Below are 18339 nucleotides of genomic sequence, written 5' to 3' on the forward strand. Positions count from 1 at the left end.
CCTTCCGTGTCACTCGCCGGCTCGCGCCGCGTCGCGCAGCTGTCGGCGCAGGATCTTGCCGGTCGCGGTCTTCGGGAGCTCGTCGAGGATCTCGACGCTCCGCGGGTACTTGTAGGCGGCGAGCTGCCGCTTGCAGTGCTCGACGAGCTCCTCGCCGGTGGCGGAGCTGTCGCGGGTCAGGCTGATGAATGCCTTCACGGTCTCGCCGCGGTAGGCGTCGGGCACGCCGACGACGGCGGCTTCGCGCACCGCGGGGTGCCCGTACAGGACGTCCTCGACCTCGCGCGGCCAGACCTTGAACCCCGAGGCGTTGATCATGTCCTTCTTCCGGTCCACCACGTAGAACCAGCCCTGCTCGTCCATGAACCCCACGTCGCCGGTGTGCAACCGGCCGTCGCGGATGCTCGCGGCGGTCTCGTCGGGCTTGTTCCAGTAGGCGGGGACCACCATCGGCCCCTCGATGACGATCTCACCGACCTCGCCGACGGGCAGGTCGGCGCCGTCCTCGTCGACGACGCGCAGCACGGTGTTGTAGGTGGGCACGCCGACGGCGAGGGTGCCGGAGGCGGCGTCGACCGGGGCCTCCTTGCCCAGCGGCACGGAGGTGGCGGTCGCGGTGGTCTCGGTGAGGCCGTAGCCGTTGCGGATGTAGAGGCCGAAGCGCTCGCGGAAGGACTCCACGACCGCCGAGGGCAGCGGCGCACCGCCGGAGTGCACCATCTTCAGCGAGGCGAAGTGCTCGGGCGTGACCTCGGCGTGGTTCATCAGCGCCATGTAGGCGGTGGACGGGCCGACCATGAACGCGGGGCGGTGCTCGGCGAGGGCGTCGAGCACGACACCGGGCTCGAAGCGGTAGGCGAGGTCGAGCTGGCGCCCGGCGGCCAGCGCGGCGGCGAACTGCACGACCAGGCCGGTGATGTGGAACAGCGGCGCGAGCGCGAAGATCCCGCCCGGGGTGTCCTCGTCCAGCCGCAGCGCGGTGCCCTCGGCGTTGAACACGACGTTGCCGTGGGTGTTGGTGGCGCCCTTGGGGACTCCGCTGGTGCCGGAGGTGTAGACGAGCAGCGCGATGTCGGAGGCCTGCGGCGAGATCTCCGGCGGGCGTTCGCCGGAGCGCGCGCGGGCCACGGCGAGCAGGTCGACGGTCCCGGCCGCGGGGCGGCGCTCGGACCGGGAGAACAGCCGCGGGTCGTACCGGGTCTGCAGGTCGAGCTCGCTGGTGGTGATGGCGATGTCGATCTCCAGCGCGGTGGCGACGCCGCCGACGACGTCGTGCCAGCCCTGCTCGGAGGAGATCACGGCCTCGGGCCGGGAGTCGCCGAGGATCTTGGTGAGCTCGTGCGTCCGGTACATCGGGTTGAGCGGGACGACGATGGCCCCGGCCTTCCAGCCGGCGAGCACGGCGATGGCGAACTGCGGGACGTTCTGCAGGTAGACCGCGACCCGGTCGCCGGGGGCCACGCCGCTGTCGGCGAGGTGGCGGGCGAGTCCGTTGCTGAGGTCGTCGAGCTCGGCGAAGGTCAGCCGCCCGTCGAAGTAGGTCAGGGCGAGTCCGTCGGGATTCGCGCGGACCGCGTCGGCGAAGAGCTCGACCATGGTGGCGTGCCGCGGCCGGATCTCGGACGGGAGATCGCCTTCGTAGAGATCCAGCCACGGTCGTTCGTCGTACGGGCTGCCCAACACGCCACCTCCACAGTGAGACCGACCAGTCGGTACGTCCAGTCAACGATCCATCGGCGCCCCCGTCAAGAGGCGATTCGCCGACACTTCGCAGTCGGCCGATCCCGCCTGCCGGGCGATCGAGGACACGGACGCCGCACCGGGGTGAATCCGGTCAGAGCAACCTCGTCGTCACCATCTGCAACGGCAGTACTGCACGCGGTGAGTACGCGGTGCACCGGCGCACGTTCGCGCACGCATTTCGTGCGCTCTGCGGTATCCTGGAGTCATGTCAGCCGCGCTGGAGACCGTGTTGGCCCGGGCCGGTTTGAAGGTCACCGCCAACGAGTTCCTCACCCTCGTCGAGGACGCAGCCAAGAAGCTCACCTCGCCGCAGGTCGACCCAGCCGCGCACTTCACCGGAGCGGAGCGCGACGCCCTCACCGGCGCCGGCCTCGACCTGCGCCCGCTGGACGCGGACGAGGCCGACCCCCGCGCGCGCACCGTCGCCGAGCAGACCGTCCTGCGCGACACCGCGCTGTCGGTCGGGCAGGCCGCCGCCCGCATCGGCGTCGACACCAGCCGCATCCGCCACCGCATCGGCGAACGACGCCTGATCGGCTGGAAGGACCGCGGCGGCTGGCGGCTGCCCGCGTGGCAGTTCGGCGACTCCGACGTGCTGCCCGGTCTGGACGTCGTCCTGGCCTGGATGCCCGCCGACCAGCCCGCGCTCGTGCTGGCCAACTTCATGACCACGCCGCAGGAAGACCTGGAGATCCACGACAGACCGGTGAGCCCGCGGGAGTGGCTGCTGGCAGGGGGCGACCCGCAGCGGGTCGCCGAGCTCGCGGCCGCCATCGGCACCCCAGCCTGACCAGCCCCACCGCGACCACCACCGGGACGGACACACCTTGGCACGGCTCCCCCAGCCGCCTGCTCCTGCAGCGCTGCAGGCGATCCTCCGCCGCGCGGAGGACGTGATCGCAGTACCCGCGGGCACCAGGCTCGCGCGCGTGTTCACCTCCGGCGGCACGCACCCGCAGCAGTGGAACAGCTTCCGCTACGCGGGGCCGCTGCCGCACGCCCGCTTCGACCCGCACCTGCCCAACTCGCAGGGCGGGCCGACGATCACCCGCGAGCACGGGGTCCTCTACTTCTCGCTCTCGGTCCAGACCTGCATCGCCGAGGTCTACCAAGCGACGTCCACAGTGGACCGCCGAACCCGCAGCCCGCACCTGGTCCTGTTCCGTCCACGCCGGACGCTCCGCCTGCTCGACCTCACGGGTCTCTGGCCCACCCGAGCCGGCGCTTCACAAGCCATCAGCAGCGGCCCCAAATCCCGCACCCAGGCCTGGGCCCGAGCCATCAGGGCGTCCTACCCGGAACTCGACGGCCTCTGGTACCGCTCCGCGATGGACTCGGGCCAACCCTCGGTCTGCCTCTGGGACCCACCAGCGGACACGGCCCTCCCGGACACCCCGGACGTCCTCCTCCCCCTCAGCCACCCGGGTCTCGACGTCCCCCTCGGCAGGGTCTGCCAGGAGCTCAGCTACACCCTCCTCGACTGACCGCCCCGCTCGTCGACCCGCGGACGTGAGAAGTCCCCTCCGGACGGATCCGGAGGGGACTTCTCGTGCCAGGTGTCAGCTCTTGTTGGCTTCGGCTTCCGCTGCCGCTTCGTCCCGCTTGGACTTGGCGAGGCTGGCCCAGGTGGTGATCGCCAGGGTCAGCACGATGAAGGTCAGCGACATCCAGTTGTTGATCTCCGCCCACTCCGGCACCAGGTGGTACTCGTGGAACGCGTGCAGGATCAGCTTCAGGCCGATGAAGCCGAGGATGACCGCCAGGCCGACCGACAGGTACACCAGCTTGTCCACCAGGCCGCCGAGCAGGAAGTACAGCTGCCGCAGGCCCATCAGCGCGAACGCGTTGGCGGTGAACACCAGGAACGGGTCCTGGGTGATGCCGAAGATCGCCGGGATCGAGTCCACGGCGAACAGCAGGTCGGCGCTGCCGATGGCCACGATGACCACGAACATCGGCGTCAGGTACCGCTTGCCGTCGATCTTCACCGAGGACTTGGCCTCGTGGTAGTCGTCGGTCACCGGGAACACCTTGCGAACCCAGCGGACGACCGCGTTCTCCTTGTACTCCTCTTCCTCGTCCTTCTTGCGGACCATGCTGACCGCGGTCCAGATCAGGAAGCCGCCGAAGATGAAGAAGATCCACACGAACTGGGCGATCAGAGCGGCGCCGACGGCGATGAAGATGCCGCGCATCAGCAGCGCAAGCAGGATGCCGATCAGCAGCACCCTGTGCTGGTGGATCGACGGCACCGCGAAGCTGGACATGATCACCATGAAGATGAACAGGTTGTCCACGCTCAACGAGTACTCGGTGATGTAACCGGTGAAGAACTCGATGGCGAAGTGCTGGTCGCCGAAGATCCAGACACCGATGCCGAACAGGACCGCGCAGGCGATGTAGAAGGTGACCCACTTGGCCGCCTCAGCGGTGGTCACCTCGTGCGGTTTGCGGTCGACGATCACCAGGTCGAGCAGCAGGAGCAGGGCGAGTCCGCCCAGGGTCGCTGCCCACACCCACCAATGCACGTGCATCGTGTCGACTGCTTGCTGCTGGGCTTGAGCCGCGCGCAGCATCAGGTCGGCACCCATCAATCACCTCCGGTTCAGGGCGAACACGTCCGAGACCGGAGGTCTCTTCCACCGATCATCCACCTCATCGGCCAGCGGCACCGGGCTTGACCAGGCAAGTTCCGTGATGACGGCACCGCTGCGAAGGAATACTCCCCTCCACCAGTCGTCAAGATTGTCACGTATGCCGGGGTCTCCGCACCAGGCGGGGTGACCACTCGCACTGAAAATCACGATCTGAACCTAGGCGGCACCGCCGAACGGGGCAATGCGGACGCCCCGGACTGGGCGAGACGGACCCGTTGCACCCCGGCCGTTGATCGTTACGATCACGTCGGCTCGCTCACACGAGCACCGCACGCGGGGATGCGGCGGAGACCACACTCCGACGGGCACGACGAGGTGTCCGATTGCGCTTTGGTCTCTGGTTCATAGCGTCTTGCCTTCCCCCCGCGTCTGGATGAAACCGGTGCCGCTCCGTTCCCCTACTGTCGATGGCGTGTCCGCCTCCCCCCGTCGTCGCACCGGCCTGGCCCTGCTCGCCCTGCCCTGCATCCTCTTAGTGGTGCTGGGGGCGTTCCTGTGGTCGGGCCAGGTGCAGCCGCCGCAACCCGCGGCGCAGCCACCGGCGCCGAGAGAGGCCATGGTCGACGTGCTCGACGGGCCCAGCGGCACCGAGCGCGTGCAGATCGACGTCACGCTGCACTCCCCCGTCGACACCCCCGCTCCGGCGATCCTGCTCGCGCACGGCTTCGGCGGCAGCAAGGACGAAACCGACCAGCAGGCGCGGGAACTCGTCGCGCGAGGATTCACCGTGCTGACCTACTCGGCGCGCGGGTTCGGCCGCAGCACCGGGCAGATCGGGCTGAACTCGCCGGACTACGAGGTCGCCGACGCCCGGCAGCTGCTGGACTGGATGGCCCGCCAGCCGGAGGTGCTGCGCGACCGCGACGGCGATCCCCGCGTCGGCGTCACCGGCGCCTCCTACGGCGGCGCGCTCGCGCTGATGCTGGCCGGGACCGATCCGCGGGTGGACGCGATCGCGCCGGCGATGACCTACAACGACCTGGGCCAGGCCCTGCTGCCCAACAACGCCGGTCAGGTGCGCATCGGCGGCGCCACCCCGGCGGGCGGCTCGTTCAACCCCGACGGCGTGTTCAAGCAGGCCTGGACCGGACTGCTGTTCTCGGCGGGCGGCGTGCCCAAGCCCGGCGCGCTCCCGACCTGCGGGAACTTCACCCGCGAGGTGTGCGCGGCCTACTCGGAGGTCGCCCAGTACGGCCGGGCGAGCCGGCCGACGCTGGACCTGCTCGCGAAGTCCTCCCCCAAGACCTACAACTCGCGGATCACCCAGCCGACGCTGCTGGTGCAGGGCGAGCGGGACACGCTGTTCGGTCTGGACCAGGCCGACGCCAACGCGCGGCAGATCTCCGCGGCGGGCGCGCCGGTCAAGACCATCTGGTTCGCCGGCGGCCACGACAGCACCCCGCCCGGCCCGGAGGTGCGCGGCCGCATCGCCGACTGGTTCGCCTTCCACCTCGGCGGCGTGCCACCGGTGCCGGACCCGGGCACCGGGTTCCAGTTCGACATCGCCGGTCGGCCGCAGCGCGACGGCGACATCCCGGTGCGCACCATGACCGCGCCGAGCTATCCCGGTCTGCGCGACTCGCGGACGCCGCGCTTCGCGCTGCCCCTGGAGGGGCAGCCGACGCCGGTGCTCAACCCGCCGGGCGGGTCGCCGGCCGCGACGAGCTCGCTGCCCGGTGCGGGTCAGGTCCTCGACGCGGCGGGCAGCCTCGGCCAGTCGCTGGCCCGCGACCTGCCCGGCCAGGTGGCGGTGTTCGGCACGAAGCCGCTGGAGGAGCAGACGCTGATCTCCGGCACGCCGCGCACGCGGCTGGCCATCGCCTCGGTGCCCGGTCAGCCGCAGCCCACCGACGCGGTGCTGTTCGCCAAGCTCTACGACGTCGGCCCGGACGGGCAGCGCCAGCTGCTCGGCAACGCCGTCTCGCCGATGCACATCACCGACATCCCCCCGGACGGCACGCCGAAGGAGTTCGACGTGGCGCTGCCGGGCATCGTGCACCCGGTGGAGTCCGGTCACCGGGTCGAGCTCGCGGTGGCCACCACCGACCAGGCCTACGCGCTGCCGAGGGAGCCCTCGATGCACGTGGTGGCGCTGGCCGGCGACCGAGCGGTGTCGATCCCGTCGGTGCGCGCGACGTCGTCGAGCGCCGGAACGGTGCCCGTCGGGCCGCTGGTGGGCATCGGGCTGGTGTTCCTGCTGGCGCTGCTGCTGTGGGTGATCTCGGCGATCCGCCGCAAGTTCCACGACGACCCGGACACCCGCTTGTCCGACACGCCGCTGGTGATCTCGGGGCTGACGAAGTCCTACCCGGGCAAGAAGGCCGCGGTGGACGACCTGTCGTTCCAGGTCGAGCGCGGTCAGATCGTGGGTCTGCTCGGCCCCAACGGCGCGGGCAAGACCACGACCCTGCGGATGCTGCTGGGGCTGCTGCGGCCGACCCGCGGCGAGGTCCGGATCTTCGGGCACCGGCTGCAGGCGGGCGCCCCGGTGCTGTCCCGGGTCGGGGCGCTGGTGGAGTCGCCGGGCTTCCTGCCGCACCTGTCGGGCCTGGACAACCTGCGGCACTACTGGGCGGCGACCGGCCGCCCGATGCTGCGGGCGCACATGGACGAGGTGCTGCAGATCGCCGGGCTGGAGTCCTCGGCCAAGCGCAAGGTGCGCACCTACAGCCAGGGCATGAAGCAGCGGCTGGCGATCGCGCAGGCGATGCTCGGGCTGCCGGAGCTGCTGGTGCTCGACGAGCCGACCAACGGGCTCGACCCGCCGCAGATCCACCAGATGCGCGAGATCCTGCGCCGCTACGCCGCCACCGGCCGCGCGGTGCTGGTCTCCAGCCACCTGCTGGCCGAGGTCGAGCAGACCTGCACGCACGTGGTCGTGATGCAGCACGGCAAGCTGGTCGCCGAGGGAACGGTCGCCGAGATCATGGCCGTCAACGGGGAGGCGACCTTCAGGGTCGACGACCCGGAGCTGGCCGCCGAGACGCTGCGCACCGTCGAGGGCATGGGCCACATCGAGATCGACGGCGACCTGGTGCACGCCGACCTCGCGGGCCACCAGGCGGCGGTGGCGGTGAACGTGCTGGTCGCGGCCGGTGTCGCGGTGCACCAGGTGGGCCCGCGGCGCCGCCTGGAGGACGCCTTCCTGCAGCTCGTCGGAGAGGATCAGCGGTGAGCGACGACGACACCACCACGTCCACCGAGGTGGTCGTGGCGAAGCCCGAGACCGCACTGGTGCGCACGCCGAAGCTCGGCGTGCCGCAGGCCGACGGCGCCGTCGAGGGCTACTCGGCCAAGCGCACGCTGCCGCTGCGGGTCGAGCTGGCCCGGCAGCTGCGCCGGGCTCGCACCAGGCTGACGCTGGCGTTCCTGGTGCTGCTGCCGCTGCTGCTGCTCGCGGCGTTCGAGCTCGGCGAGGACGACTCGCGGGGCGGGCGCACGTTCGCCGACGTCGCGACCGCGAGCGGGCTGAACTTCGCGGTGTTCACGCTGTTCGCCTCGACCGGGTTCCTGCTGGTCGTGGTGGTGGCGCTGTTCTTCGGGGACACGGTGGCCAGCGAGGCGTCGTGGTCGAGCCTGAAGTACCTGCTGGCCGCGCCGGTGCCGCGGATGCGGCTGCTGCGGCAGAAGGCGAAGGTCGCGGCGCTGCTGTCGGCGCTCGGCATCGTCCTGCTGGTCGGCGTGGCGCTGGCGGTGGGCGTGTTCTGGTTCGGCACCGGCGACCTGATCAGCACCACCGGCGAGGCGCTGACGTTCCCGCGCGGGGTGCTGAGCCTGGCCCTGGCGACGCTCTACGTCGGGATCCACCTCAGCTGGATCGCCGGGCTGGCGCTGTTCCTCAGCGTCAACACCGACGCCCCGCTGGGCGCGGTGGGCGGTGCGGTACTGATCTCCATCCTCTCGGAGATCATCGACCAGATCTCCGCCCTGGGAGACCTCCGCAACTACCTGCCCACCCACTTCTCGACGGCCTACTCGGACCTGCTCAGCGAGGACGTCGACCCCTCGTCGATGATCACCGGCTCCTTCTCCGCCGTCTCCTACGCCGCGGTCTTCACGGTCCTCGCCCTCTGGCGCTTCAACCACAAGGACATCACAAGCTGACACCTGGGCCGCCCCACCCGTCCGAGCGACCCCCGTTCGAAAACCCCGGTTTTCATCGCGCGAAAACCGGGGTTTTCGACGCGCGAAAACCGGTTTTCGAACGGGGTGGGGTGGAGGTCGGGTTTTAGGTTGCCGGGTGAGGTGGGGTCGGGTGGTGTGGACCGGCGCGTTGGGCCGGACGGCGTAATGTTGGTGCGCGATGGAGATCTTTCATCTGCGGTACTTCGTGGCAGTGGCGGAGAAGCTGAGCTTCTCGGGGGCCGCGCGGTCGTTGCACATGGCGACCTCACCGCTGAGCCAGCGGATCCGGGACCTCGAACGGGAGCTCGGGGTGGTGCTGTTCGAGCGCGACTCGCACCACGTGCAGCTGACCGACGCCGGCAGCTCCCTGCTCCCGATCGCGCGGGAGGCGTTGAGCCGCTTCGACGACGTGCCGTGGCGGCTGCGGGAGGCGATCGGGCGCACCCGCCCGGTCGTGTACCTCGGGGTGCCGCCCGGGTTGCACTCGACGCTGCGGGAGCGGCTGACCGGCTTCACCCGCCGCTGCGCCGAGGTGTGCGACCTCAAGCGCTGGCCCGGCGGCAGCCGCGAGCTCCTGCTCGGCGTGCAGCGCGGTGAGCTGGCGATGGCGCTGGTGCACCTGCCGGTGCACGCCGAGGGCATCGAGGTCGCCGAGCTGATGCGCGAGCCGCTGGGCGCGGTGCTGCCCGCGCCCGACTTCGCCGGCCGCGAATCGGTGTCGCTGCACGAGCTGGTGGGCCTGACCTACGTGCGCCCGGCCGCGCGGATGCTGCCGGACTACTGGGACGAGCTGGAGGCGCGGCTGAGCGCCGCCGGAATACACCGCAGGATGACGCTGGACACCGGTGATTACGGCAGCACGGCGGAGGTCATCGCCAACGGCGGAGCATTCGCGATTTCGATGCTGGACCCGAGAAGCGGAATGCAGAAACTGCGTGACGACAGCATCACCGTGCTGCCCATCCAGGACTTCTCCCCCAGTCTCGCAACCGGCCTGATTTGGCGTCAGGACCGCACAGAAGTGCAGCTCGACCTGCATGAACTCATCGACGAAGCGAAGCAATTCCTGGCCGATCCGGTGGCGTGACCGCTGCGGTCACGCCATTGTTCGCGATACGGTTCCACTGATCAATTGAACCCCGCTCCACTGCGGACCTAACGTTGTTAGCGAAGCAAACAAGTCGATTCGGGATGCATTCCCGACGCACTAGGAGTGGTGATGACAACCCCCGCCGACAACGCCTCCGGCCCGCTGGCCGGCGTGCGCGTCATCGACATGGCGACAGTGGTCATGGGCCCGTACGCGGCCCAGATCCTCGGCGATCTCGGCGCCGACGTGATCAAGATCGAGTCGCCGAAGGACACCGCGCGGATCGGCCCCATTCACCGCACCCCCGGCATGACGCCGCTGGCGATGAACGTCAACCGCAACAAGCGCAGCGTCGCGCTCAACCTCAAGGACGCCGACGACGCCCAGCGCGCCCGCGACCTCATCGGCAGCGCCGACATCCTCATCACCAACATGCGGATCAACGCGCTGCGCAGGCTCGGCATGGACTACGAGAGCCTCGCCGCCGACAACCCGCACCTGATCTACACCCACGCCCAGGGGTTCCGCCCGGACTCCGACCGCGCCGAGCTCGCCGCCTACGACGAGACCGTGCAGGCCGCCTCCGGACTGCTCGACGTCGCCCAGCGCGCCGGGGACATCGGCAAGCCCGTGGTGCTGCCGAGCATCTTCGGCGACAAGGTCGCCGCGCTGACCATCGTCTACTCCGCGCTGGCCGCCCTGGTGCACCAGCGCGCGACCGGGCAGGGCCAGCTGGTCGAGGTCCCGATGGCCGACACGATGCTGGCGTTCAACCTGGTCGAGCACCTGCAAGGCAGGATCTACGAGCCGCCGATGACCGACACCGGGTTCCCGCTGTCGATGAACGTCGGCCACCGCGCCCGTCCCACCAAGGACGGCTACGCGATGATCATGCCCTACTCGCCGAAGAACTTCCGCGACCTGTTCGCCGCCGCCGGGCGCCCCGACCTGGCCGAGGACCCGCGCATCGCCGGCGACTACATCGACACCCGGCGGGACGGCACCGCGCTGGTCGAGCTCATGGAGTCGGTGACGCCGAACCTGACCACCGACGAGTGGCTCCGCGTCTGCACCGAGTGCAGCATCCCGGTCGGCCCGGTCCTGCGCCTCGACGAAGCCGCCGACGACCCCTACGTGCGGGAAGGCCACCTGCTCGACGTCGCCGAGCACCCCACCGAGGGCACCTACCGCCAGGTGGGCGTGCCGATGCAGTTCTCGGCCACCCCGGCCTCGATCCGGCTGCACCCCCCGATCCCCGGCCAGGACACCGACGACGTCTTCGCCGAGCTCGACGAGCACAACGAGGGAGAAGCGGCATGAGCACCCCGAACACCGCCGTGCGGACCGAGACGCGCGGCACCGTCCTGATCATCACACTCAACCGGCCCGAGGCGCGCAACGCGGTCAACGCCGACGTCGCGCACGGCATCGCCGCCGCCGTCGACGAGCTCGACGCGAACCCGGAGCTGCGCGTCGGCGTGCTCACCGGCGCGGCCGGCACCTTCAGCGCGGGCATGGACCTCAAGGCCGCCGCCCGCGGCGAATCGCCCAGCGTCGGCGACCGCGGCTTCGCCGGGATCACCGAGTTCGACAGCGCCAAGCCGCTGATCGCCGCCGTGGAGGGCTTCGCGATGGGCGGCGGTTTCGAGCTCGCCCTGGCCTGCGACCTGGTGGTGGCGGCCTCCGGCGCGTCCTTCGCGCTGCCCGAGGTCAAGCGCGGGCTCATCGCCGGGGGCGGCGGCGCGATCCGGCTGCCCAAGCGCATCCCGCACCACCTGGCGATGGAACTGCTGCTGACCGGCCGCACCATCGCCGCCGCCCGCGCCGCCGAGCTGGGCCTGGTCAACCGGGTCGCCGATGACGGCGCCGCGCTGCAGGCGGCGCTGGAGCTGGCCGAGGAGCTGACCGCCAACGCGCCGCTGGCGCTGGCCGCGGTCAAGCAGGTCGTCCGGCACTCCGACCGGCTGCCCGAGCCGGAGGCGTTCACCGCCCAGCGCCGCGAGATCCGCGGGCTCTACGAGTCGGCCGACTTCGCCGAAGGCGTCCGGGCCTTCACCGAGAAGCGAGCACCGGAGTGGACGGGACGATGAACAGCGAAGAGATCCTGCGCCGGGTGGCGACACCGCTGACCTCCCCGGCCTACGCACCGGCGGTCGCGCGGTTCACCGACCGCGAGTACCTCAACGTCGTCTACCGCACCGACCCCGAGGCGCTGCGGGCCGCGGTTCCCGAGCCCCTGGAGTTCGACGAGCCGCTGGTGCGCTTCGAGATCATGAACATGGGCGAGGTCACCGCGTACGGGCCCTACGTCGAGGCCGGTCAGGCCATCCCGGTGCGCTTCGGCGAGGAGCGCGGCGAGTACCTGCACGCGATGTACCTGAACAACTTCCCCGCCACCGCCGCAGGCCGCGAGGCCAGCGCCTACCCGAAGGTGATGGGCGAACCGGCGCTCAAGGTGGACCACGCCGCGCTGGTCGGGACGCTGGACTACGGCTCGGAGCGGATCGCCACGGCGACCATGGGCTACAAGTGGTTCCCGATGGATCTCGCGGCCGCCGAGGCCGAGATCACCGTGCCCACGTTCATGCTCAAGCTCGTCCCGGGCTACGACCACCGGCCGCGGATCGCCGAGCTGGTGCGCACCCGCATCACCGACATCACCGTCAAGCAGGCCTTCACCGGTCCCGCGCGGTTGCAGCTGTTCGAGCACGCGCTGGCGCCGCTCGCCGACTTGCCGGTGCGCGAGGTCGTCTCGGCCAGCCACATCCTCACCGATCTCACGCTGTCGGGAGTCGAGCCCGTGCACGACTACCTGGCGGAGAGGAAGCAGTCATGAATCCGAAGTGGACGGACGTCGCGGTGGTCGGCGCCGGGACCATCGGCCTGGCCTGGGCGGCGCTGTTCGCGCACGCCGGGCTGCGGGTCCGGGTGACCGATCCGCGCGACGACCTCGACGCCGCCATCGACGAGGCGCTGCCGATGCTCGCCGAGAGCATCCCGGGCGCCGAGGTCGCGGTGCTGCGCGGCCGCATCGAGGCGACCGACGACCTGGCCAAGGCCGTCGAGAACGCTCAGCTGGTGCAGGAGAACGGCCCGGAGCGGGTGGAGTTCAAGCAGGAGCTGTTCGCGGAGATCGCCCGGCACGCCCCGGCCGAGGCGATCCTGGCCTCCTCCAGTTCCGGGATCGTGGCCTCGGCCATCGCCGCCGAGCTGCCCGAGGAGGTGGCCGCGCGGCTGCTGATCGCCCACCCGTTCAACCCGCCGCAGGTGGTGCCGCTGGTGGAGATCGTGCCCGGAACGACCGCCGAGGACGTCGTGCAGGAGGCCATCGCCTTCTACCGCGACCTGGGCAAGACCCCGGTGCGCATCCACAAGGAGGTCTCCGGGTTCGTCGCGAACCGGCTGCAGAGCGCCCTGATGCGGGAGTCGATCTCGCTGGTGCAGCAGGGCGTGGTGTCGGCCGCGGAGCTCGACACCGTGATGAAGGCGTCGCTGGGCGGTCGCTACGCGACCATCGGCCCGTTCGAGAGCTTCCACCTCGGCGGCGGGCCCGGCGGCATCCGGCACATGATGGCCCACCTCGGCGTGGGCATGGCGGACCGCTGGGCCGAGCTGGGCCGTCCGACGCTCGACGAGAGCACCATCGGCTCGATCGTCGAGCAGACCGAGTCCGCCTACGGCGCGGGCCCCGAGGCCTACCAGGAACGCGCACGACTGCGCGACCGCAAGCACAACGCGCTCAACGACGCCCTCTCCGGCGTCGAAGCCGGCGCGACCGAATCGATCTGACGAGGAACGACGATGCCCAAGCCCGTGATCACCAACCCCGACTTCTTCGGCTTCTACGACCTGCTCGGCGAATCCGAGCGCGCCGAGCTCGCCGAGATCCGCGAGTACCTGGAACGCGAGGTCAAGCCGCTGGCCAACCGCGCGTGGGACACCTCGGAGTTCCCCTTCGAGGTCGTCGAGAAGTTCGCCAAGCTGCGCCTGGCCTCCTACCAGTTCCCCGAGCACGGCGACGGCGTGCGGCGCAGCCCGCTGTTCACCGGATTCCTGAGCCTGGAGCTCAACCGGATCGACCCGTCCCTGGCGGTGTTCTCCGGCGTCCACACCGGACTCGCGATGGGCAGCATCTACCACGGCGGTGACCAGGAACAACGCGACCGCTGGATCCCGGACATGGTGGAGATGAACCGGATCGGCGCGTTCGCGCTGACCGAGCCCGAGGGCGGCTCCGACGTCGCCGGCGGGATGCGCACCACCGCCCGCAAGGAGGGCGACGCGTGGGTGCTCAACGGTTCCAAGCGCTGGATCGGCAACGGCACCTTCGCCGACCTGGTCGTGGTGTGGGCCCGCGACGAGGCCGACGGCAACGTCAAGGGCTTCGTGGTGGAGAAGGGCACTCCCGGCTTCACCGCCACCAAGATCGAGGGCAAGATCGCGCTGCGCACGGTGCAGAACGCCGACATCACCCTCACCGACGTCCGGGTGCCGGAGGCCAACCGGCTGCAGCAGGTCAACAGCTTCCGCGACACCGCGAAGGTGCTGGCCATGACCCGAGGCGGCGTCGCCTGGCAGGCGCTGGGAGTGGCGGTGCGCGCCTACGAGCTGGCCCGCGAGTACGCGGTGGAGCGCGTGCAGTTCGGCAAGCCGATCGGCGGCTTCCAGATGATCCAGGACCTGCTGGTCAAGATGCTGGGCAACATCACCGCCATGTTCGGCGTCGTGGTGCGGCTCAACGAACTGGTGGCGCAGGGCTCCGGAAGCGCCGAGCAGGCCGCGCTGGCCAAGGCCTTCACCACCACCAAGATGCGCGAGGTCGTGGCCTGGGCCCGGGAGCTGTTCGGCGGCAACGGGATCGTGCTGGACTACGAGGTCGCCAAGTTCTTCGCCGACGCCGAAGCGGTCTACTCCTTCGAGGGCTCCCGCGAGATGAACACCCTGATCGTCGGCAAGGCCATCACGGGCCTCAGCGCCTTCGCGTGAGGAACCTGATTCCGCACTCGTTCTGCGCAGCGGTGCAGGTAGCGGAACCTGAGCGGCCCTCCGGGTCCGGACGCCACTCCTGATGTACGCCAATACACGGCGTCCCGGCGTCCTCCCCGGAGAACCGCTCAGAACCCGCGGCGGTGCCGGCTGCGAGGGTGGGCTTCACGCCTCGCGGCTGCGCCGCTCGCCCGCGTCCCCGACGCACGATCCGACAAGGGCGCGAACGTGACCCGTTCGGGTACTTGCGCTCAAATCCTTCCGATCTCAACAAAAATTTCACACGACCCGCGAGAACGGGCCGCTCGCCTCGATTTCCGAGGTGAGCGGCCCGTCTGCCGCTCGGCGGCCGCGCAGTCCATCCGCTCAATGGCCGCATCATTGGGCGGAAAGGCCCAATTCACCGGCCGGACGCACTATCATCACGCCGAGTGATACTTTTGATCATTAGTGGAGCACCAGTAGTCCCCGGTGACGCCCCCGACGTTTCGGCCCCGGACGTTTCGGCACCGCGGTGCCCGTCACCGACACCCCCGTACCAAGGACGCTGATGTCTGAAAGCCCCTTACCCGCGAGCCCATCCGACCGAGCACCCGAAGCCCCTCCCCACAACGATCTTCGGGCGAAGCTGTTGCGGCTGGTCGTGGCGTCCCTGGCCGTGACAGCGCTGCTCGGAAGCGCTGCGGCGGTCACGCTCGTCCTCGTCCCGCCGCCCGAAGTGCGCTACACCGTGCTCGCCGTGGCGATCGTCGCCTGCATCGCCGTCGTGATCGTCGGGTTCCTGCGCGCGAACACCCTCGCCGACGAGATCGACCGCCGGATCCACGAATCCGGTCACGACGCCCAGGTCAGGCTGCAGGAATCGCTGCGCCACTCCCACCAGTGGATCGAGTCGCTGCGCGGCACCGTCGCCCAGGGCTCCCGCGAGCTCCCGCAGCTGGTCGAGCAGATCCAGGCCGGCCAGCAGCCCGCGCCCAAGTGGCCCACCAGCGAGCCCGTCACCGGCAACCCCTACGAGCTGCTCGCCCACGAGCTCCGGCAGGCCCAGATGGCCGTCGAGTTCGCGCTGGTGCGCATGCGGAGCGAGCCCTCGCAGGCCAACATCGACCCCAGCGTCGCGGTCTTCGCCAACCTCGCCCGGCGCGTGCAGTCCCTGGCCCACCGCGCCATCCAGCGGCTCGACGAGCTGGAGCAGCAGGTCGAGGACCCGGACCTGCTCAAGGGCCTGTTCGCGGTGGACCACCTGGTCACCGGCGTGCGCAGGCAGGCCGAATCGCTGGCCGTGCTCGGCGGTTCGATGCCGCGGCGGCAGTGGAGCAAGCCGGTCGCGATGTACACCGTGCTGCGCTCGGCGGTCGCCGAGGTCGAGCACTACGCCCGCGTCAAGGTGATCCCGCCGGTCGACGGCACGCTGCACGGCCACGCCGTCGCCGACGTCATCCACCTCATCGCCGAGCTGGTGGAGAACGCCACCGCCTTCTCCGAGCCCGACACGCAGGTGAGCATCAACAGCCAGATCGTCACCGCGGGCCTGGCCATCGACATCCGCGACCGCGGCCTGGGCATCGACCAGCGCAACCGGGTCACGCTCAACGGGCTGCTCAGCAACCCCGACGAGGTCGACCGCGACGCCCAGCTCCGCGACGGCCGCATCGGCCTGTACGTGGTCGCCCAGCTCGCGCACCGGCACCACATCGGCGTGGAGCTGGAGAACAACATGTACGGCGGCACCGACGCGCACGTGGTCATCCCCAACAACCTGCTGGGCGAGACCGACGTCGAGCCCGACGACTCGGCCGCGCAGAGCTCCGCCAGCGTGCTGTCGACGAGCGAGCCCGGCAGCAACGGCCACGACTCGCGCACCTCGGTGATGCCGACGCCGCAGACGTTCAACAACAACGGTCGGCACACCGGCCAGCAGCCCGCCTACGCCACCGGCCCGCAGCCGGCGGTCCGCGAGGAGCTGCCGACCCGGCAGCCGTCCCAGCGCGGCCGCCACGCCGGTGTCGTGCCCGAGGCCGCCCCGGCGGCTTCCGCTCCCCCCGTCGCGTCCGGTCCCACGGGCGCCGACAACGCCGAGCGGCCCGCGCTCCCGAGGCGCGACCGCACCCGCAGCTACCTGGTCCCGCAGCTCGCCGAAGGCACCGCCGCACCCGAGGAGACCAAGCCGCAGGGCGGGCCCAGCCCGAGCCTGTACGCCTCGTTCCGCTCCGGTGTCCAGGGCGGCGTCTCGGACGACAGACCGGACCAGGGCTGACCTCCGCTTCACACATCCCCCTCCCCCGCCCAAGATCTGCCCCGGCAGTGAGAAGAGAGTCAGGAGACGTTTTCCACCATGGCCAATGACGCAGCGGGCTCGTCGTCCGACCTGAGTTGGCTACTCGCCGACCTGCTCCGACGAGTCCCGCACACCCGCTGTGCCCTGCTCGCCTCCACCGACGGAATCAAGCGGTACTACCGAGGCCTGGACAACGACGAGGCCGACGCGCTCGCCGCATGGGCCGCCGCGCAGTGCTCGCTGGCCCGCAACGGCGGCCGCCGCTTCGGCATGAACGGCGGTGGTGTGCGCCAGGTCGTCGTGGAGTTCAACGACCTCGTCGTGTTCGTCTCCGCCGCCGGTAGCGGCGCCGTGCTGGTCGTGCTGGCCACGCCGGAAGCGGACGCCGCCGTGCTCGGCTACGAGATCGCTCAGCTCGTCAAGCGGGTCCCCTCCCACCTGGCTACCCCCATGCGGCAGCCCACCGCCGCGCGGAGCGCCGGTGAGATGGGCAGGTGAGCATGCCCGGCCCATCGGACAAGCCGTGGCTGGACAACGAGGCCGGCCCGCTGCTGCGCCCGTACTCGCTGACCAACGGGCGGACCGAACCGAGCGAACCGCTGTCGCTGCAGTCGCTGGTCCGGTCCACCGGTCGGTTCTCACCGGATCGCATCGAGCCGGTTCACGCCAAGATGCTGAACCTGTGCCGGCACGCCACCTCGGTCGCCGAGGTCGCTGCTCACCTGCGGCAGCCCGCCGTAGTCACCAAAGTTCTGCTCTCCGATCTCATCGACTGGGGAGCTCTGACCACCCACGCACCCGCCGACGTGCCGAAGCGCGATCAACTGGAGGCTTTGCTGAATGGGCTCCAACAGCTCTGAGCCATTCCCGACCTCGTTCAAGTTCCTCATAGCGGGTGGGTTCGGAGTCGGGAAGACCACGTTCATCCATTCGGTCAGCGAGATCGAGCCGCTGACCACGGAGGAGACGCTCACCGTCGCCAGCGTCGGGCACGACGACCTGACCGGCGTGGGCGACAAGACCACGACCACCGTGGCGATGGACTTCGGTCGAATCACGTTCAACCCGCAGAACATCGTGCTGTTCCTGTTCGGCACCCCGGGTCAGGACCGGTTCTGGTTCATGTGGGACGACCTGGTGGACGGCGCCCTGGGCGCGGTCGTGCTGGCCGACACGCGTCGGTTGGAGGACTGCTTCGCGGCCGTGGAGTTCTTCGAACGCCGCGGCATCGATTTCCTGGTCGCGGTCAACCAGTTCGAGAACAGCTTCCGCTACCAACCCGAGGAGGTACGGCAAGCACTGGACATCAAACCGCACATCCCCGTCGTGCTCTGCGACGCGCGCGATCGCCGCTCCTCGGCATCGGTGCTGGTGCAGCTGATCGAGCACGTGCTGGAGACCCGCGCCTTATGACCCCCGTCCCGAATCCGCCCCACTCCCCCGGATTCCTCTGAAATCGG

At 70.2% G+C, this 18339-nt stretch carries 16 protein-coding genes; 14 read left to right on the top strand and 2 right to left on the bottom strand.

Annotated elements, in window-relative coordinates:
* Positions 1 to 9: 9 nt before the first annotated feature.
* Entirely contained in the window at positions 10 to 1680 is a 1671-nt protein-coding gene (locus QFW96_RS14285; protein ID WP_425524760.1) for a class I adenylate-forming enzyme family protein, read from the bottom strand.
* 268 nt (positions 1681 to 1948) lie between these two features.
* Between QFW96_RS14285 and QFW96_RS14290 the strand changes: the two genes are divergently transcribed.
* Complete coding sequence (locus tag QFW96_RS14290; protein ID WP_281456110.1) at positions 1949 to 2533, top strand: DNA-binding protein; 585 nt, start codon at positions 1949 to 1951, stop codon at positions 2531 to 2533.
* A 37-nt stretch (positions 2534 to 2570) separates the two neighbouring features.
* Complete coding sequence (locus QFW96_RS14295) at positions 2571 to 3227, top strand: RES family NAD+ phosphorylase (RefSeq protein WP_281456111.1); 657 nt, start codon at positions 2571 to 2573, stop codon at positions 3225 to 3227.
* Positions 3228 to 3302: 75 nt separating this feature from the next.
* Here the strand turns inward: QFW96_RS14295 and QFW96_RS14300 are convergent, their stop codons facing one another.
* Positions 3303 to 4277 (bottom strand): TerC/Alx family metal homeostasis membrane protein, encoded by a 975-nt coding sequence (locus QFW96_RS14300; protein ID WP_281456180.1) that lies wholly within the window; start codon positions 4275 to 4277, stop codon positions 3303 to 3305.
* Between the two features lie 679 nt (positions 4278 to 4956).
* Here QFW96_RS14300 and QFW96_RS14305 point away from each other — a divergent pair.
* The 12 genes from QFW96_RS14305 to QFW96_RS14360 all read left to right on the top strand — a co-directional run bounded on the left by QFW96_RS14305 (position 4957) and on the right by QFW96_RS14360 (position 18292).
* Complete coding sequence (locus QFW96_RS14305) at positions 4957 to 7575, top strand: alpha/beta fold hydrolase (protein WP_281456181.1); 2619 nt, start codon at positions 4957 to 4959, stop codon at positions 7573 to 7575.
* Between the two features lie 29 nt (positions 7576 to 7604).
* Positions 7605 to 8504, top strand: a complete 900-nt coding sequence (locus tag QFW96_RS14310) for an ABC transporter permease (RefSeq protein ID WP_425524761.1) — start codon at positions 7605 to 7607, stop codon at positions 8502 to 8504.
* Between the two features lie 199 nt (positions 8505 to 8703).
* Positions 8704 to 9612, top strand: a complete 909-nt coding sequence (locus QFW96_RS14315) for a LysR family transcriptional regulator (protein ID WP_281456112.1) — start codon at positions 8704 to 8706, stop codon at positions 9610 to 9612.
* A 132-nt stretch (positions 9613 to 9744) separates the two neighbouring features.
* Positions 9745 to 10935 (top strand): CaiB/BaiF CoA transferase family protein, encoded by a 1191-nt coding sequence (locus QFW96_RS14320; RefSeq protein WP_281456113.1) that lies wholly within the window; start codon positions 9745 to 9747, stop codon positions 10933 to 10935.
* Positions 10932 to 11705, top strand: coding sequence for a crotonase/enoyl-CoA hydratase family protein (locus tag QFW96_RS14325; RefSeq protein ID WP_281456114.1), 774 nt, complete (start codon positions 10932 to 10934; stop codon positions 11703 to 11705). The genes QFW96_RS14320 and QFW96_RS14325 overlap by 4 nt, the downstream gene beginning before the upstream one ends.
* Complete coding sequence (locus QFW96_RS14330) at positions 11702 to 12451, top strand: acetoacetate decarboxylase (protein WP_281456115.1); 750 nt, start codon at positions 11702 to 11704, stop codon at positions 12449 to 12451. Before QFW96_RS14325 ends, QFW96_RS14330 begins: the two co-directional genes overlap by 4 nt.
* On the top strand, positions 12448 to 13404 hold the full coding sequence (locus tag QFW96_RS14335; RefSeq protein WP_281456116.1) for a 3-hydroxyacyl-CoA dehydrogenase NAD-binding domain-containing protein: 957 nt from the start codon (positions 12448 to 12450) through the stop codon (positions 13402 to 13404). The genes QFW96_RS14330 and QFW96_RS14335 overlap by 4 nt, the downstream gene beginning before the upstream one ends.
* Before the next feature lie 12 nt (positions 13405 to 13416).
* Positions 13417 to 14601, top strand: a complete 1185-nt coding sequence (locus QFW96_RS14340; RefSeq protein WP_281456117.1) for an acyl-CoA dehydrogenase family protein — start codon at positions 13417 to 13419, stop codon at positions 14599 to 14601.
* A 658-nt stretch (positions 14602 to 15259) separates the two neighbouring features.
* Positions 15260 to 16858, top strand: a complete 1599-nt coding sequence (locus tag QFW96_RS14345) for a sensor histidine kinase (protein WP_281456118.1) — start codon at positions 15260 to 15262, stop codon at positions 16856 to 16858.
* Between the two features lie 78 nt (positions 16859 to 16936).
* On the top strand, positions 16937 to 17377 hold the full coding sequence (locus QFW96_RS14350) for a roadblock/LC7 domain-containing protein (RefSeq protein WP_093416013.1): 441 nt from the start codon (positions 16937 to 16939) through the stop codon (positions 17375 to 17377).
* A gap of 2 nt (positions 17378 to 17379) precedes the next feature.
* Entirely contained in the window at positions 17380 to 17739 is a 360-nt protein-coding gene (locus tag QFW96_RS14355; RefSeq protein WP_281456119.1) for a DUF742 domain-containing protein, read from the top strand.
* Entirely contained in the window at positions 17720 to 18292 is a 573-nt protein-coding gene (locus tag QFW96_RS14360) for a GTP-binding protein (protein ID WP_093416016.1), read from the top strand. Before QFW96_RS14355 ends, QFW96_RS14360 begins: the two co-directional genes overlap by 20 nt.
* The last annotated feature ends 47 nt before the right edge of the window (positions 18293 to 18339 follow it).

The sequence above is a fragment of the Saccharopolyspora ipomoeae genome, from assembly GCF_029952525.1.
In the GTDB taxonomy this organism is placed as follows: domain Bacteria; phylum Actinomycetota; class Actinomycetes; order Mycobacteriales; family Pseudonocardiaceae; genus Saccharopolyspora; species Saccharopolyspora ipomoeae.

What these genes read in the sequence shown, in the direction of transcription:
- QFW96_RS14290 (WP_281456110.1), top strand. Translation starts at nt 1,949, where the DNA reads ATGTCAGCCGCGCTGGAGACCGTGTTGGCCCGGGCCGGTTTGAAGGTC.
- QFW96_RS14300 (WP_281456180.1), bottom strand. Translation starts at nt 4,277, where the DNA reads ATGCACGTGCATTGGTGGGTGTGGGCAGCGACCCTGGGCGGACTCGCC.
- QFW96_RS14305 (WP_281456181.1), top strand. Translation starts at nt 4,957, where the DNA reads ATGGTCGACGTGCTCGACGGGCCCAGCGGCACCGAGCGCGTGCAGATC.
- QFW96_RS14315 (WP_281456112.1), top strand. Translation starts at nt 8,704, where the DNA reads ATGGAGATCTTTCATCTGCGGTACTTCGTGGCAGTGGCGGAGAAGCTG.
- QFW96_RS14320 (WP_281456113.1), top strand. Translation starts at nt 9,745, where the DNA reads ATGACAACCCCCGCCGACAACGCCTCCGGCCCGCTGGCCGGCGTGCGC.
- QFW96_RS14325 (WP_281456114.1), top strand. Translation starts at nt 10,932, where the DNA reads ATGAGCACCCCGAACACCGCCGTGCGGACCGAGACGCGCGGCACCGTC.
- QFW96_RS14330 (WP_281456115.1), top strand. Translation starts at nt 11,702, where the DNA reads ATGAACAGCGAAGAGATCCTGCGCCGGGTGGCGACACCGCTGACCTCC.
- QFW96_RS14335 (WP_281456116.1), top strand. Translation starts at nt 12,448, where the DNA reads ATGAATCCGAAGTGGACGGACGTCGCGGTGGTCGGCGCCGGGACCATC.
- QFW96_RS14340 (WP_281456117.1), top strand. Translation starts at nt 13,417, where the DNA reads ATGCCCAAGCCCGTGATCACCAACCCCGACTTCTTCGGCTTCTACGAC.
- QFW96_RS14350 (WP_093416013.1), top strand. Translation starts at nt 16,937, where the DNA reads ATGGCCAATGACGCAGCGGGCTCGTCGTCCGACCTGAGTTGGCTACTC.
- QFW96_RS14355 (WP_281456119.1), top strand. Translation starts at nt 17,380, where the DNA reads ATGCCCGGCCCATCGGACAAGCCGTGGCTGGACAACGAGGCCGGCCCG.
- QFW96_RS14360 (WP_093416016.1), top strand. Translation starts at nt 17,720, where the DNA reads ATGGGCTCCAACAGCTCTGAGCCATTCCCGACCTCGTTCAAGTTCCTC.